Source organism: Rhodanobacter sp. FW102-FHT14D06 (assembly GCF_043950705.1).
GTDB lineage: Bacteria > Pseudomonadota > Gammaproteobacteria > Xanthomonadales > Rhodanobacteraceae > Rhodanobacter.
Window position 1 is genome coordinate 3,445,171 of record NZ_CP170722.1, and the last position, 14,665, is coordinate 3,459,835.

The 14,665-nt window shown below is 67.2% G+C and carries 12 protein-coding genes and 1 tRNA gene; 8 read left to right on the plus strand and 5 right to left on the minus strand.

Annotated features, from left to right (window positions below; genetic code table 11):
- The first annotated feature begins 73 nt into the window (after positions 1–73).
- Entirely contained in the window at positions 74–481 is a 408-nt protein-coding gene (locus tag ACFCQI_RS15570) for a VOC family protein (RefSeq protein WP_395121380.1), read from the plus strand.
- A 210-nt stretch (positions 482–691) separates the two neighbouring features.
- Here ACFCQI_RS15570 and ACFCQI_RS15575 read toward each other — a convergent pair.
- A tRNA-Leu gene (locus ACFCQI_RS15575) sits at positions 692–778 on the minus strand.
- Positions 779–912: 134 nt separating this feature from the next.
- Here ACFCQI_RS15575 and rnr point away from each other — a divergent pair.
- Genes rnr through ACFCQI_RS15590 form a run of 3 tightly spaced genes read left to right on the plus strand, consistent with a single transcriptional unit; the run spans position 913 to position 4,633 of the window.
- Positions 913–3,612 carry a ribonuclease R gene (gene rnr / locus ACFCQI_RS15580; RefSeq protein WP_395118201.1) on the plus strand — a complete coding sequence of 900 codons (2,700 nt, stop codon included), beginning with the start codon at positions 913–915 and terminating at the stop codon, positions 3,610–3,612.
- On the plus strand, positions 3,609–4,355 hold the full coding sequence (rlmB, locus tag ACFCQI_RS15585) for a 23S rRNA (guanosine(2251)-2'-O)-methyltransferase RlmB (RefSeq protein WP_395118202.1): 747 nt from the start codon (positions 3,609–3,611) through the stop codon (positions 4,353–4,355). Before rnr ends, rlmB begins: the two co-directional genes overlap by 4 nt.
- A complete protein-coding gene (locus tag ACFCQI_RS15590; RefSeq protein WP_395118204.1) occupies positions 4,352–4,633 on the plus strand; it encodes a hypothetical protein in 282 nt (93 codons plus the stop codon). Before rlmB ends, ACFCQI_RS15590 begins: the two co-directional genes overlap by 4 nt.
- A 45-nt stretch (positions 4,634–4,678) precedes the next feature.
- Here ACFCQI_RS15590 and rnt read toward each other — a convergent pair whose 3' ends face one another.
- Positions 4,679–5,368 carry a ribonuclease T gene (gene rnt, locus ACFCQI_RS15595; RefSeq protein ID WP_395118206.1) on the minus strand — a complete coding sequence of 230 codons (690 nt, stop codon included), beginning with the start codon at positions 5,366–5,368 and terminating at the stop codon, positions 4,679–4,681.
- Between the two features lie 12 nt (positions 5,369–5,380).
- The gene (locus ACFCQI_RS15600) at positions 5,381–5,887 is read right to left on the minus strand and encodes a peroxiredoxin (protein WP_395118208.1); all 507 of its coding nucleotides are present in this window, start codon (positions 5,885–5,887) and stop codon (positions 5,381–5,383) included.
- Positions 5,888–6,019: 132 nt separating this feature from the next.
- On the opposite strand from ACFCQI_RS15600, the gene ACFCQI_RS15605 reads away from it, so the two are divergent.
- Entirely contained in the window at positions 6,020–6,472 is a 453-nt protein-coding gene (locus tag ACFCQI_RS15605; RefSeq protein ID WP_395118210.1) for an Hsp20/alpha crystallin family protein, read from the plus strand.
- Between the two features lie 106 nt (positions 6,473–6,578).
- Entirely contained in the window at positions 6,579–7,475 is an 897-nt protein-coding gene (locus tag ACFCQI_RS15610; protein ID WP_395118212.1) for a DnaJ C-terminal domain-containing protein, read from the plus strand.
- Between the two features lie 191 nt (positions 7,476–7,666).
- Here the strand turns inward: ACFCQI_RS15610 and typA are convergent, their stop codons facing one another.
- Both typA and ACFCQI_RS15620 read right to left on the minus strand, forming a co-directional pair.
- Positions 7,667–9,493: a translational GTPase TypA gene (gene typA, locus ACFCQI_RS15615; protein ID WP_395118214.1), complete on the minus strand. Its 1,827-nt coding sequence runs from the start codon at positions 9,491–9,493 to the stop codon at positions 7,667–7,669.
- 212 nt (positions 9,494–9,705) lie between these two features.
- Positions 9,706–11,103: a GntP family permease gene (locus ACFCQI_RS15620; protein WP_395118216.1), complete on the minus strand. Its 1,398-nt coding sequence runs from the start codon at positions 11,101–11,103 to the stop codon at positions 9,706–9,708.
- 173 nt (positions 11,104–11,276) lie between these two features.
- On the opposite strand from ACFCQI_RS15620, the gene ACFCQI_RS15625 reads away from it, so the two are divergent.
- Together ACFCQI_RS15625 and ACFCQI_RS15630 are read left to right on the plus strand one after the other, a co-directional pair.
- The gene (locus ACFCQI_RS15625; RefSeq protein WP_395118218.1) at positions 11,277–13,505 is read left to right on the plus strand and encodes a TonB-dependent receptor; all 2,229 of its coding nucleotides are present in this window, start codon (positions 11,277–11,279) and stop codon (positions 13,503–13,505) included.
- Positions 13,506–13,637: 132 nt separating this feature from the next.
- The gene (locus ACFCQI_RS15630; RefSeq protein ID WP_395118220.1) at positions 13,638–14,660 is read left to right on the plus strand and encodes a PHB depolymerase family esterase; all 1,023 of its coding nucleotides are present in this window, start codon (positions 13,638–13,640) and stop codon (positions 14,658–14,660) included.
- Positions 14,661–14,665: the final 5 nt, after the last annotated feature.

Consider the following 14,665-nt stretch of genomic DNA (forward strand, 5'->3'; position numbering starts at 1 on the left):
GCGTCACGCGAACGGATCGATGTCCGCATGCCGCCGCCGTGCCCACGCCCCCATCAATGCCTTGGACATCGGCATGATCCGCATAGGTGAAATCGACCACGTCGTGCTGCGTGTCGTCGATCTGGAAGCGATGACGCGTTTCTATTGCGAGGTGCTCGGCTGTCACGAGGAGCGCCGGCAGGGTGGGATCGGCCTGGTGCAACTGCGTGCGGGGGCATCTTTGATCGACCTGGTGTCCGTTGACGGCAAGCTCGGGCGTCAGGGCGGCGCTGCTCCGGGCAGGGGCGGCCACAACATGGACCACTTGTGCCTGCGCGTGGAGGATTACGACGAGGCAGCGATCCTGGCCCATCTGCGGACGCACGGCGTGCGCATCGGCGAACTGGGCTCGCGCTGCGGCGCGCAAGGCGAGGGCCCGTCGATCTACCTCTACGACCCGCAAGGCAACATGGTCGAACTGAAGGGGCCGGCAGCCGCTTGAAGTGCGAAAGACTGCACGCACACCGTTCGCCCTGAGCGTAGCGCAGCGAAGTCGAAGGGGCCGTCGGCTCCTGCGTCGTGACCCTTCGACTTCGACGCTTCGGGTCTACGCTCAGGGGAAACGGTGCACGCAGGACAGGCGGCCTTCCTGACTTCAATGCAGGCCCGGAAAAGACGAAGGCCGCCTTGAAAGGCGGCCTTCGTTTACAATTGGTGCCCAGAAGAGGACTCGAACCTCCACGGAGTTGCCCCCGCTAGCACCTGAAGCTAGTGCGTCTACCAATTCCGCCACCTGGGCAAGGTGCCACACCGCTCAGCGAGCTGCGTGAGCCGCGTAATGTAGGCATCGACCGCTGGCTTGTCAACTCTTTTTCACCCTCATCGCACGCGCCGTGTCATTCTCTGCGCCGCGTGACACCACAAGGATACTTAGTGACCAGAAAAACTCCCCCCACGTCCGGCCGTTCCCCGGATGCGCGCCCCCCGAAGAAAACCGGCAGTCGCTCGTCGCGCGGGCCATCCGCGCCGGACAAGCGCGGCAAGGCTGCCACCGGCGCCGTGCGCGACCCGCATGCCAATCGCGAGGCACAGCGCTATGCGCGCCCCATCCCCAGCCGCGAGGCGATCCTCGCCCTGCTGGAAGAGCGCGGCGAACTGCTGACCGAAGCGCGCATCGCCGACGCGCTGCAGATTCACGATGAAGTCGACCTCGAGGCACTGCGCAAGCGGCTCGCGGCGATGGTGCGCGATGCCCAGTTGCTGCTGGGCCGGCGCGGCGGCTACGCGCCGACGCGCAAGCTCGACCTGATCGCCGGCCGCGTGCTGGCCAACGCCGAGGGCTACGGGTTCCTGCGCCCCGACGAGGGCGGCGAAGACCTGTACCTGTCGCCGCAGCAGATGCGTACGGTGCTGCATGGTGATCGCGTGCTGGCCAGCGTGGTCGGCATCGACCGTCGCGGCCGCAAGCAGGGTGCGATCGCCGAAGTGCTGGAACGTCGCTCGCCGCGCCTGGTCGGCCGCGTGTTGATCGAGGATGGCGTCACCCTGGTCACGCCCGACGATCGCCGCCTGAACCAGGACGTGATCATCAAGCCGGGCCAGGAGCAGAGCGCCGAGTCCGGCCAGATCGTGGTGGTGGAGATCACCGACCCGCCGACGCCTTACCGCGGTCCGCTGGGCGAGATCCGCGCGGTGCTGGGCAATCGCCTGCAGCCCTCGCTGGTGGTGGAGATGGCGATCGCCAGCCACGACCTGCCGCACGAATGGCCGGCCGAAGTGTTGCGTGATGCGGCGCAGGTGGAAGCGGAGGTGACCGCTGCCGAGCGGGAAGGCCGTACCGACATCCGCAAGCTGCCGCTGGTCACCATCGACGGCGCCGATGCCCGCGACTTCGACGATGCGGTGTATGCCGAGCCGAGGCGTGGTGGTGGCTGGCGGCTGATCGTGGCGATCGCCGACGTGTCGCACTACGTGCAGGCAGGCAACGCGCTGGATCGCGAGGCATACGAGCGCAGCACGTCCACCTATTTCCCCGGCTTCGTCGTGCCGATGCTGCCGGAGACGCTTTCCAACGGCATCTGCTCATTGAACCCGAAGGTCGAGCGGCTGTGCATGGTCTGCGACATGACCGTCGACGCCGAGGGCAACGTCGCCCGTTCGAAGTTCTACGACGCGGTGATGCGCTCGCATGCGCGGCTGACCTACGACAAGGTGTGGCAAGCGGTCGGCCTGCGCGAGAAGGACGCACGCCACGAGGTCGCCGACGTGCTGCCGCAGCTTGAGAACCTGCACGCGCTGTACAAGGCGATGGCGGCGCAGCGCAAGCGCCGCGGCGCGATCGACTTCGAGACGCCGGAGGTGAAGTTCCGTCTCGACCAGACCGGCGGCGTGGAGTCGATGGGTGCCACCGAACGCAACGACGCGCACAAGCTGATCGAGGAGTGCATGATCGCGGCCAATGTTCAGGCCGCGCTGTTCCTGGAGAAGAGGAAAATCCCCGCGCTGTTCCGCGCACACGAGCCGCCGCCGGCGGAGAAATACGAGGACCTGCAGCAGTTCCTGCGCGAGTTCAAGCTGCGCATGCCGCCGGTGGAGGAGGTGACCCCGGCCGACTTCTCCGAGATCCTCGCACTGGTGCGCGATCGCCCCGAGCGCGAACTGATCCAGAGCGTGCTGCTGCGCTCGCAGAGCATGGCCGCCTACCAGCCCGACAACCGCGGCCACTTCGGCCTGTCGCTGCAGGCGTACGCGCACTTCACCTCGCCGATCCGTCGTTATCCCGACCTGCTGGTGCATCGCGCGATCCGATACGCGCTGACCGGCGGCAAGCCCAGCGACTACACCTACACGCCCGCCGAGGTGGCGGCGATGGCCGTGCATTGCTCGCAGCGCGAGCGTCGTGCCGAGGAGGCCGAGCGCGACGTGGACGAGCGCTTCAAGTGCGCGTGGATGGAGAAGCACATCGGTAGCGAGTTCGACGGCGTGGTCACCGGGGTCACCTCGTTCGGCCTGTTTGTGGAGCTGGACGAATCGAAGGTTTCCGGCCTGGTGCACATCAGCCAGCTGGTGAACGACTACTACCACTTCGACGCGGTGCGCAAGCTGCTCAAGGGTGAGCGCACCGGCGCGCAGTTCCGCCTCGGCGACCACGTGCGCATCCAGGTGCTGCGCGCCAGCCTGGAGGATCGCAAGATCGACTTCCGCCTGGTCTCGCCGCGCACGTCGGCCCCGGCCCCGGCCCCGACCGGCAGCGGCAAGGCGTATGACTATGCCGCCGCGGGCGAGCGCTATTCGCTGCCGAAGAAGGCGGCCGCCACGACCAAGGCACCGGGCATGTTCGGTCGCGCCGCCAAGGCGATCGGCCGCGCATTCGGCCGCAAGGAGGCCGAGGTTGCCACACCGGCGCCGGCCCCGCGCAAGGTGGCGGCGAGCGATAATCCGCCGCCGCGTGCACAGTCGCCGGCAGGGCGCCAGCATGCCGGCGGCCAGCATCAGGGCCGCAGGGTCGAACCGTCGTCGGATCGTCGCCCGCGCAAGGACGGTTCCGCCAGGCGCGCGCCGGCCCCGGCTGCCGTCCCGCCGGCGCCGAAGAAGCACGGCGGCCGCAAACCGAAACCGAAAGGCAAGCCATGAGTGAGAGCTGGATCGTCGGCATCAATCCCGTCGAGGGCGCATTGAGCAACGATGTCGAGCGCGTGCGTGAGCTGCTGGTGGAGAACGGCCAGCGCAACGCCCGCGTGCTGGAGCTGGCCGAGCGCGCAAAGAAGCTGGGCATCGCGGTACGCCATCGTCCGCGCGAGGAGCTGGACAAGCACGCGGGCGAAGCGCGCCACCAGGGCGTGGCGGCGCGTTACGAGGCGGCGCCGGCCGCGCACGAAAGCGACCTTGCCGGCCTGCTCGAACGCGACGGCAGCGATACCCTGGTGCTGGTGCTGGACGGTGTCACCGATCCGCACAACCTCGGCGCCTGCCTGCGCAGCGCCGCCGCGGCGAAAGTCACCGCGGTGATCGTGCCGAAGGATCGCGCGGTCGGCCTCACGCCGGTGGTGCGCCGCGCCTCGGCCGGCGGCGCCGACCGGGTACCGCTGATCGCGGTGACCAACCTGGCGCGTACGCTGCGCGAGCTGAAGGATGCCGGCGTGTGGATCACCGGCCTGGCGGGCGACACCGAGACCACGATCTACGGTATCGACTTCAAGGGACCGGTGGCGCTGGTGCTGGGCAGCGAAGGCGAGGGCATCCGCCGGCTCACCCGCGAACTGTGCGATTTCGTGGCGAAGATCCCCATGCCCGGTTCGATGGAAAGCCTCAACGTCTCCGTCGCCACTGGCGTGGCCTTGTTCGAGGCGTTGCGCCAGCGCGGAGCGAAGCGATGACTTTCTTCTGGTACGACTGGGCCGGCTATCTCGGCGTGGCGCTGGTGTTGCTGGCCTTTCTGCTGCTGCAGGGGCATCGCCTGCATGGCAACGGGCTGATCTACCAGACGATGAACATTTTCGGCGCGCTCGGTGTGCTGTTATCGCTGGTATTCGGCAGCTTCAACCTGTCCGCCTTCCTGCTGGAGGCCGCCTGGATCGCCATCGGCGTCTATGGCGTGGTGAACAACTGGCGTCGTCGTCGCACGATGCCGCCGCCGGCTGGCCACGCGCCATAGGTTGGCTGCCTGAATCCGCGTGCCGCCGGTTCCGCGGGTGGCCCGTCAGGCGATCGGGACGTCGCCACCTTGGGCAGCGGACGCGCCGAGGTCGAGGCTCGCCCGTTCCACCAGCTCCAGTTGCCGCCAGCGGTTGACGATGCTGCAGAACAGCTCGGCGGTGCGCTCGGCGTCGTAGACGGCCGAATGCGCCTCGCGGCTGTCGAAGGTCAAGCCCGCCGCCAGCACTGCCTTGCTCAGCACGGTCTGGCCATAGGCCAGGCCGGCCAGGCTGACCGTGTCGAAACAGCTGAACGGATGGAACGGATTGCGCTTGTACCCGCAGCGGCGCACCGCCTGGTTGAGAAAGCCCAGGTCGAAGGCGGCGTTGTGGCCGACCAGGATCGCCCGCTGGCAACCTGCCTCGCGCACCGCCTCGCGCACCACCTGGAAAACGTGGTCCAGCGCCTGGCGTTCGGGCAGGGCGCCGCGCAATGGATTGTCCGGATCGATCCCGGTGATCTCCAGCGAACGGGGATCGAGGTTGGCGCCGGGGAACGGCTCCACGTGGGTGGTGACCAGCTCCTTGGTGCTCAGGAAGCCGGCCTCGTCGATGCGCAGCGGTATCGCGGCGATTTCCAGCAGCGCATCGTGTTCGGCATCGAAGCCGCCCGTCTCCACGTCGACCACGACCGGCAGGAAACCACGGAAACGCTCGGCCATGCGGGCCACGGCAGGGTTGTTGACGATATCCATCGGCGCAGCATATCAGCCGCCGTGCGGTGCACCCGGCGCCTGGCCGATCGCCGCGAGCATCGCCTCGGCGGTGGACACGCGCAGTTCGCCCGGCGCTTCCAGCTGCAGTTCGCGCACCACGCCGTCCTCGGCATACAGCGCGAACCGGCGCGCGCGGATGCCCATGCCGAAATCGCTGCCGTCCAGTTCCAGGCCCAGCGCGCGGGTGAAGCTGGCGTTGCCGTCGGCCAGCATCAGCAACCCGCGCGGCACGTGCTGCGCAGCCGCCCACGCCTGCATCACGTAGGCGTCGTTGACCGCGAGGCACATCACCGCGATGCCGCGCGCCTGGAACTCGGCGAACGCCGCCACGTAGCCGGGCAGGTGATGGTTCGAGCAGGTCGGCGTGAACGCGCCAGGCACGCCGAACAGCACGGCCTTGCGTCCGCCGAACAGCGCGCCTGTGTGCACGGGCCGGATGTCGCCGTCGATCATCTTGATCGCGACGTCGGGCAGGGTGTCCCCGGGTTGGATGGTCATGGATCGCTCAATGGTGAACAACGCTTGCATGCTAGTGGTTTTGGCGGTCGGGTGCCTTGAATCGCCGCGGCGAGCACCTATTTCCGGAGCAGGCGGCGATCACGCCGCAAACCCGTCAGAGGAGGCACTGAAATGAACGTGAGCCGTCAATCCGTGTGGAACCGCGAGTTCGGTACGCCGGACGATTTCCGCCAGGTCATGAGCCGCTTTTTCGGCGCCGGGGACAATGACCAGTCCACCGTGGAAACCAGCCAGTGGGCGCCGCGGGTGGACATCCGCGAGGAAGACAAGCGCTTCATGATCCTGGTCGACGTGCCCGGCGTGGACCCGTCCACGATCGAGGTAAGCATGGACAAGAGCATCCTCACCATCAAGGGCGAACGCACCGTCGACAACGAAAAGGACGGCGGCAGGCTGACCCGGCAGGAGCGCGTCTACGGCACCTTCCATCGCCGCTTCTCGCTGCCGGAGAGCGCCGACGCGGAGAACATCAGCGCGCATGGCCGTTTCGGTGTGCTGGAGATCGCGATTCCGAAGAAGCCCGAAACCACGCCGCGTCGCATCGCGATCGACACCGGCAACTGACCTGCGCTGCACACGCAACGCGGTATGAAGACCCGCCCCGTCGTGGATAATGCTCCGCGGCGGGGCGCAGCCTTTCAGGCTGCGGTACCGACGAAAAGGAGCGGGTGTGGAATTCAAAGATTATTACGAGATCCTCGGCGTCAAGCCTGACGCCAGCGAGGCCGACATCAAGGCGGCGTATCGCAAGTTGGCGCGCAAGTACCACCCGGACAAGAACAAGGACGCGGGCGCCGAGGAGAAGTTCAAGGCGGTCAACGAAGCCAACGAGGTGTTGAAGGACGCCGAGAAGCGGCGCTCCTACGACCAGTTGCGCGCCGGCGGTTATCGCCAGGGCGAGCAGTTCCGCCCGCCGCCGGGCTGGCAGGAGCAACAGGGCTTCGGTGGCGACGCCGGTGATTTCAGCGATTTCTTCGAAAGCCTGTTCGGTCGCGGCGCTGCGCATGGCGGCCATCGCGGCCAGCCGCGGCCGCGGCGTGGGCAGGACGTGCAGGCCTCGGTGCAGATCGACCTGCAGACCGCCTTCGACGGCGGCCCTACGCGGTTGGCCATGCACGATTCGTCCGGCGGCGAGCGCGTGCTCGAGGTGAAGATCCCCGCCGGCATCCAGAGCGGCCAGGTGATCCGTCTCTCGGGCCAGGGTCAGTCGGGCATGGGCGGTGGACCCAAGGGCGACCTGCTGCTGGAAGTGATCATCCGTGACGACCCGCGCTTTCGCCTCGACGGTCGCAATGTCGTCCACGTGCTGCCGATCGCGCCGTGGGAAGCCGCGCTGGGCGCGACCGTACCGGTGCCGACGCTGGCGGGCACCGTGGACCTGCGCATCCCCGCCGGCTCGCAGTCAGGCCGCAAGCTGAGGCTGAAGGGGCGCGGCATGCCGGGCAGCAACCCCGGCGACCAATTGGTGGAATTGTCCATCCGCACGCCGGCGGCCGACAGCGACGCGCAGCGCAAGGCCTACGAGGCGTTGCGCAAGAGCTTCGCGAACTACGATCCGCGAGTTTGAAGGTCCCGGGTCGTAGGGGCGGGCACCGCCCCCGGCCATCTCTCGAACGCCGATGGCGGGCTTTGCCCGCCCTGCGCACGACGCCTTCCGTCACGTGACGAAGGGCATCGCGCACAACGTGCGCTCCTGCAGAGCAGCGCGGACCACGGGGCGGGCAAAGCCCGCCATCGCCGTATCGCGGCGCGATCGGATCAGCTGCGCGAGGCGCGCTTGCGGTCGATCTCGGTGAGGTGCTTCTTGCGCAGGCGGATTTCCTTCGGGGTGACCTCGACCAGCTCGTCGTCGTCGATGAAGTCCAGTGCCTGTTCCAGGGTGAACTTGATCGCGGGGGTGAGCTGGATCGCGTCGTCCTTGCCCGAGGCGCGCATGTTGGTCAGCGGCTTGGGCTTGATCACGTTGACGGTGAGGTCGTTGTCCTTGGCGTGGATGCCGACCAGCTGGCCTTCATACACGTTGTCGCCCTCGGCGGCGAACAGCTTGCCGCGATCCTGCAGCGGCCCGAGCGAATAGGCGGGGGTGGTGCCGCCGGCATTGGCGATCATCACGCCGTTCTGGCGCTTGGCGATCTGGCCTTCTTCCTTCGGGCCGTAGTGGTCGAACACGTGGAACAGCAGGCCCGAGCCCTGGGTCAGGGTCTTGAACTGGTTCTGGAAGCCGATCAGGCCGCGCGCCGGGATTTCGTAATCCAGCCGCACGCGGCCCTTGCCGTCGGATTCCATGTTCTTCAGCTGGCCCTTGCGCATGCCCAGCTTCTCCATCACGCCGCCCTGGTGGATTTCCTCCACGTCGACCACCAACTGCTCGATCGGCTCCATCTTCTGGCCGTCGATCTCCTTGATGATGACTTCCGGGCGCGACACGGCCAGTTCGTAGCCTTCGCGGCGCATGTTCTCGATCAGCACCGACAGGTGCAGCTCGCCGCGGCCGGAGACCAGGAACTTGTCGGCGTCCGAACCCTGCTCCACCTTCAGCGCCACGTTGTGCACCTGCTCGCGCTCCAGCCGGTCCTTGAGCTGGCGGCTGGTGAGGAACTTGCCGCCGGAGAGATCCTTGTTGCCGGCGAACGGCGAATTGTTGACCTGGAAGGTCATCGAGATCGTCGGTTCGTCCACGGTCAGCGCGGGCAGCGCTTCGGGCGTGTCCAGCGCGCAGATGGTGTCGGAGATGGTCAGGTCGGCGATGCCCGAGATGGCCACGATGTCGCCGGCCTCGGCGGTTTCCTGCTCGATCCGCTCCAGGCCCAGGAAGCCGAGCACCTGCAGTACCTTGCCCTGGCGCTTCTTGCCGTGGCGATCGATCACCGCCACCGGCATGTTCTTCTTCAGGGTGCCGCGCTGGATGCGGCCGATGCCGATCACGCCGACGAAGTTGTTGTAGTCGAGCTGGCTGATGCGCATCTGGAACGCGCCGTCCGGATCCACGTCCGGCTTGCTGACGTGCTGCATGATCGCCTCGTACAGCGGGGTCATGTCGCCCTCGCGCACGTTCTCGTCCAGGCCGGCATAGCCGTTCAGCGCCGAGGCGTAGACGATCGGGAACTCCATCTGCTCGGGCGTGGCGCCGAGGCGGTCAAACAGATCCCATACCTGCTCGACGACCCACTCCGGGCGCGCACCGGGGCGGTCGACCTTGTTGATCACCACGATCGGCTTGAAGCCCATCGCGAACGCCTTCTGCGTCACGAAGCGGGTCTGCGGCATCGGGCCGTCCATCGCGTCGACCAGGATCAGCACCGAGTCGACCATCGACAGCACGCGCTCGACCTCGCCGCCGAAGTCGGCGTGTCCGGGCGTGTCGACAATATTGATGCGGTTGCCCCGCCACGTGATGGCGGTGTTCTTGGCCAGGATGGTGATGCCGCGTTCCTTTTCCTGGTCGTTCGAGTCCATCACGCGCTCGGCCAGCACGGTGCGCTCGTTGAGCGTGCCGGACTGCTTGAGCAGGCAGTCCACCAGCGTGGTCTTGCCGTGGTCGACGTGGGCGACGATGGCGATGTTGCGCAGATTTTCTATGGACATGGGATCGACTCGGGTGGCGCGTGCAGCCACCACGTGGGTAATTTGAGGGTTAACCGGTCGATTATACGGGTTTGTGCGCCCGCGTGTGGGCACCCGTGCGACAGCCGGTCAAGGCACGCGACACCACCCGCCTCGGCGAACGGCCGGTGGCACGGGTCGGTCATCGCCCGAGGCGGGCGCCGTCCCAGGGTTCAAGCGGCGGGCGGAGTGCGCTAGACCACGCCCAGCAGGTAGTACGCGGTGATGACCACGGCCACGGCCAGGGTCTTGATCACGGTGATCGCGAAGATGTCCTTGTAGGACTGGCGATGGGTCAGCCCGGTGACCGCCAGCAGGGTGATCACCGCGCCGTTGTGGGGCAGGGTGTCCATGCCGCCGGAGGCCATCGCGGCCACGCGGTGCAGCACCTCCATCGGGATGCCGGCGGCGTTCGCGTTGTGGATGAAGGTCTCCGCCATCGCGCCCAGCGCGATGCTCATGCCGCCAGAGGCCGAGCCGGTGATGCCGGCCAGCGCGGTGACGGTGACCGCCTCGTTGACCAGCGGGTTGGGAATGGTGTGCAGCGCGTCGGCCACCAGCTTGAAGCCGGGCAGGGCGGCGATCACCGCGCCGAAGCCGTACTCCGAAGCGGTGTTCATCGAGGCCAGCAAGGCGCCGCCGACCGCCGCCTGAGTGCCTGCGGCCAGCCGCCCCATCACTGCACGCCAGGCGAACACCAGCACGCAAAGAATGCCTGCCAGCAGGGCGCCCTCGACCGCCCAGATCGCGGCGACCTTGGACACCTCCTGCACCACCGGCCTGGCGCTGCCGACCACGCTGGGCAGGAACGATTGCGTCTCGCCGTAGAGGTGCGGAATCCAGTCGGTGAACAGCTTGTTGCATACGCCGACCAGCACCAGCGGCAGCAGGGCGATCAGCGGATGCGGCAGGCGGGTGGCGTCGAACGGCTCCGGTTCGTTGACCAGGTTGCTGCCGTAGCCCTCGCCGGCTGCCGCGGCCTTGCGCCGGCGCCAGTCGAGATAGCCCAGGCCCACGACCAGGATGAAGATGCCGCCGATCGTGCCCAGCCACGGCGCGGCCCAGGTATCGGTGCCGAAGAACGCGGTGGGGATGATGTTCTGGATCTGCGGCGTGCCGGGCAGCGAATCCATGGTGAAGGTGAACGCGCCCAGCGCGATGGTGCCGGGGATCAGCCGCTTGGGGATGTCGCTGGCGCGGAACAGTTCCGCCGCGAACGGGTAGACCGCGAACACCACCACGAACAGCGACACGCCGCCGTAGGTCAGCAGCGCGCACACCAGCACGATGGACAGGATCGCCCGGCTGCGCCCGACCAGGCCGATCGTCGCCGCCACGATCGACTTGGAGAACCCCGACAGCTCGATCAGCTTGCCGAACACCGCGCCCAGCATGAACACCGGGAAATACAGCTTGAGGAAACCGACCATCCTGTCCATGAACAGGCCGGTGAACATCGGCGCCACCAGCGCCGGCTCGGTCAGCAGCACCGCGCCCAGCGCGGCGATCGGGGCGAACAGGATCACGCTGTAGCCGCGGTAGGCCGCGAACATCAGGAAGCACAGCGCAGCCAGCACGATCAGAAATGCCATCCGTAGTGGCTCCCCAGTTTGGCGGTGGTCGGGACTCGGCGAAGGCACGAGTATCCGCGGCTGCTCCGGCATCGGGCACTGTACGAAGGTACAAGTGCCGTTGCGCCGGCAGCTGCCTAATCTGCCCGCATCAGCCTTCATCGTCGATGTGGGCTTCACTGCGAGGGGAAATCATGAAGCTCACGTCTTTGAGTTTGGCGATCGGACTGGCCACCGGCCTGTTCCATGTCCTGCCGGTTCACGCGCAACAAGCCGACAACGCCCCGGTCGCCACGGATACCGCCAAGCCGAAGAACGCCAAGCAGCTCGATACCGTGGTGGTCACCGCACGCAAGCGCGAAGAAACCCTGCAGGACGTGCCGATCGCGGTCAGCGCCTTTACCGCGCAGTCGCTGGAACGGCAGAACGTGCAGAGCCTGTCCGACCTGCAGGGCAAGGTCCCCTCGCTGCAGATTTATGCCGCGCGCGGCTCCAACACCACGCTCACCGCCTATATCCGCGGCGTCGGCCAGGCCGACCCGACCTGGGGCTTCGACCCGGGCGTGGGCATCTATCTCGACGACGTGTACCTGGCCCGTCCGCAGGGTGCGGTGCTGGACGTGTTCGACGTCAGCCGCATCGAGGTGCTGCGCGGCCCGCAGGGCACGCTGTACGGCAAGAACACCATCGGCGGCGCGATCAAGTACGTCTCCAATCCGCTGCCGGTGAAAGCCGAGGGTTCGGTGGAAGTCACCGGCGGCACCCATGGCGAGAAGGACGTCAAGGCGAGCCTGGGCGGCGCCAGCGCCGACGAGATGTGGCGCGGCCGCATCGCCTACGCCAGCAGCCACAACGACGGCTTCGGCGAGAACATCCTCACCGGCAGCCGCAACGGCAACAAGAACACCAACGCCGCGCGCGCCACGATCGGCTTCTTCCCGTCCAGCACGTTCAACGTGCAGCTGTCGGTCGACGGCGTGCGCGACAACTCCAACCCGCGCGGCGCCAAGATGCTCGTGGCGAACAAGCTCGACCCGGCCTACCAGCCGCTGGACAGCGATTTCGACACCCGCAGCGGCTTCCCCCAGGTCAACCACACCAAGCTCTACGGCAGCGCGCTGACCATGAACTGGATCGCCAGCCAGGATTGGTCGCTGAAATCCGTCACCGCCGTGCGTGGTTCCCACACCGACACCAACATCGACTTCGACACGCTGCCGGAGAAGATCGCCGACGTGAACGCGGTCTACGCCGACCACCAGTTCACCCAGGAATTCCAGGCCAACTACGATGCCGGCGGCACCGTGCACGGCGTGTTCGGCCTGTACTACTTCGACGGTCATGCCGACGGCCAGATCAAGAACATCTTCCTCGGCTCGCCGCCGTATTCCACCCTGGGCCTGACCCAATTCGGCGGCACCGGCGGGCGCATGGGCACCAAGAGCTGGGCCGGCTACGGCGACTTCACCTGGGACATCAGTCCGAGCTGGAGCCTGGACGTCGGTCTGCGCTACACCCACGAGACCAAGACCGCACTGATCCGGAACTACGGCTACGCGGACGACACCTTCACCACGCCGATCGCCACGCTGGCCGACTTCAGCGGTTCGCACGCCAGCAGCAACGTGTCGCCCAAGGTCTCGCTGGACTGGAGCGTCAGCGACCAGGTCAAGCTCTACGCCAGCTACTCGGAGGGCTTCCACTCCGGTGGCTACAACATCCGCGCCAACTGCGTGGCGGTGCCTGCTTCATGCCGCCCGATCGACGACGAGAAGGTGCAGTCGTTCGAGCTGGGCAGCAAGATGAGTTTCTTCGACGGCGCGCTGATGATGAACACGGCGATGTTCCGCAACGTCTACTCGGACATCCAGCTGTCGGTGTTCAGCTCCTACACGCAGGCCAACGGCAGCCAGGGTTTCTTCGGTGACTTCACCAACGCCGGCAAGGGCCACATCGATGGCCTGGAGGAGGAATTCGCCTGGAAGCCGTCGGAGAACTGGACCTTCAGCGGCAACTTCGCCTACCTGCATACCAGGTACACCAAGTACATGACTGGCGGCGTCAACGTCGCCGACCAGCAGAAGTTCACCAACGCGCCGGAGTGGTCCGGCGGCCTCTCGCTGGAAAACAGCACGCCGCTGGCCAACGGCGGCAACCTCTCGGCGCGGATCAACTACACCTACCAGACCATGGTGTATCCGGAGACCACGTTGTCGCCGCTGATCGCGCAGTCCGCCTACGGCCTGTGGAACGCCGGCGTCATCTGGCAGGTCAACCAGCCCTGGTCGCTCAGCCTGCAAGGCACCAACCTGGCCAACAAGTCCTACCGCACCACCGGCTACAACATTGGTGCGCTGGGCATCTACACGGGCTTTTACGGCGCCCCGCGGATGGTCACGCTGAGCGCGAAGTACAAGTTCTGACGACACGGTTCCTCCCCATCCCGCGGAAGTGCCGGCGTGCTTCCGCGGGGTTTTTTTCATGCGCCGGCGCATCCGGTCGGCGTCGGGACCACGCTCGCCGCCAGGCATCGGCTGGCCAAACGGAGAACACGCATGCGCAAGACCCTCGGCTTCGTGACCTTGCTGCTGCTCGCCACCGTCGCGCGGGCGGGCGACACCCCGCCATTGCCCCGGTTGAAGATCGTTCCGGCGCGCACCGCCGTGGTCGGCCTTTCGTCCGGCGCGTACATGGCCAGCCAGGTGCAGCTGGCGTATCCGGAACTGTTCCCGAACGCGGCCCTGGTCGCCGGTGGTCCCTACGGCTGCGCCGGCGGCCAGCTCGGTGCGGCGCTCGGCAGTTGCATGAAGGGCGCGCCCGCACCGGATGTCGGTGCGCTGGTGGCCAAGGCTCGCCGGCGTTCGGCCGCCGGCGAGATCGGCTCCCTGAAGGATCTCGCGCGTGCCCGCGTCTACCTGCTGCACGGCAGGGACGACGCCCTGGTGGCGCCGGCCGTGGCCGAGGCCGGCGCCCGTTTCTACGAGCAGTTGCGCGACGGAACCCCCGCTCTCGCGGGCATGCGGGTGCGCGACGATGGCGATCGCGCGTTCGCACACAACCTGCCGGTGGCCGGCCGCGGCGACGACTGCGACAAGTCGGTGTCGCCCTACCTGGGCCACTGCGGTTTCGATGCCGCCGGCGAGATCTTTGCGCAGATGTTCGGCAAGCCGGCCCACGCGGCGGGCGAAGCACACGGCGAACTGCGCAGCTTCGACCAGGACGCCCTGCGTCCCGGTGACGCCGACGCCTTCCTGGCCGACACCGGCTACGTCTACCTGCCCGCCGCCTGCCTCGCCGGCAAACCCTGCGGCCTGATGGTGGCCTTCCACGGCTGCAAGCAGAACGCTGCCGCCGTGGGCAAGGCCTTCGTCGAGGACGCCGGCTTCAATCGCTGGGCGGACGTCTACGACGTGGCCGTGCTATATCCTCAGACACGCGCAAGTTTCGCGCCCTTGAATCCGCAGGCATGCTGGGACTGGTGGGGTTATTCGGGAGCCGACTACGACACACGCCAGGGCGTGCAGTTGCGCTGGCTGGTGAACGCGGCGCGCGCGCTGGGCTTGCCTGCCGGTCATTGATGGCC

Excerpts from the sequence above, each read along its gene's own strand:
- ACFCQI_RS15625 (WP_395118218.1), top strand. The coding sequence starts at position 11,277 with ATGAAGCTCACGTCTTTGAGTTTGGCGATCGGACTGGCCACCGGCCTG.
- typA (WP_395118214.1), bottom strand. The coding sequence starts at position 9,493 with ATGTCCATAGAAAATCTGCGCAACATCGCCATCGTCGCCCACGTCGAC.
- ACFCQI_RS15630 (WP_395118220.1), top strand. The coding sequence starts at position 13,638 with ATGCGCAAGACCCTCGGCTTCGTGACCTTGCTGCTGCTCGCCACCGTC.
- ACFCQI_RS15620 (WP_395118216.1), bottom strand. The coding sequence starts at position 11,103 with ATGGCATTTCTGATCGTGCTGGCTGCGCTGTGCTTCCTGATGTTCGCG.
- ACFCQI_RS15590 (WP_395118204.1), top strand. The coding sequence starts at position 4,352 with ATGACTTTCTTCTGGTACGACTGGGCCGGCTATCTCGGCGTGGCGCTG.
- rnt (WP_395118206.1), bottom strand. The coding sequence starts at position 5,368 with ATGGATATCGTCAACAACCCTGCCGTGGCCCGCATGGCCGAGCGTTTC.
- ACFCQI_RS15570 (WP_395121380.1), top strand. The coding sequence starts at position 74 with ATGATCCGCATAGGTGAAATCGACCACGTCGTGCTGCGTGTCGTCGAT.
- ACFCQI_RS15600 (WP_395118208.1), bottom strand. The coding sequence starts at position 5,887 with ATGACCATCCAACCCGGGGACACCCTGCCCGACGTCGCGATCAAGATG.
- ACFCQI_RS15605 (WP_395118210.1), top strand. The coding sequence starts at position 6,020 with ATGAACGTGAGCCGTCAATCCGTGTGGAACCGCGAGTTCGGTACGCCG.
- rlmB (WP_395118202.1), top strand. The coding sequence starts at position 3,609 with ATGAGTGAGAGCTGGATCGTCGGCATCAATCCCGTCGAGGGCGCATTG.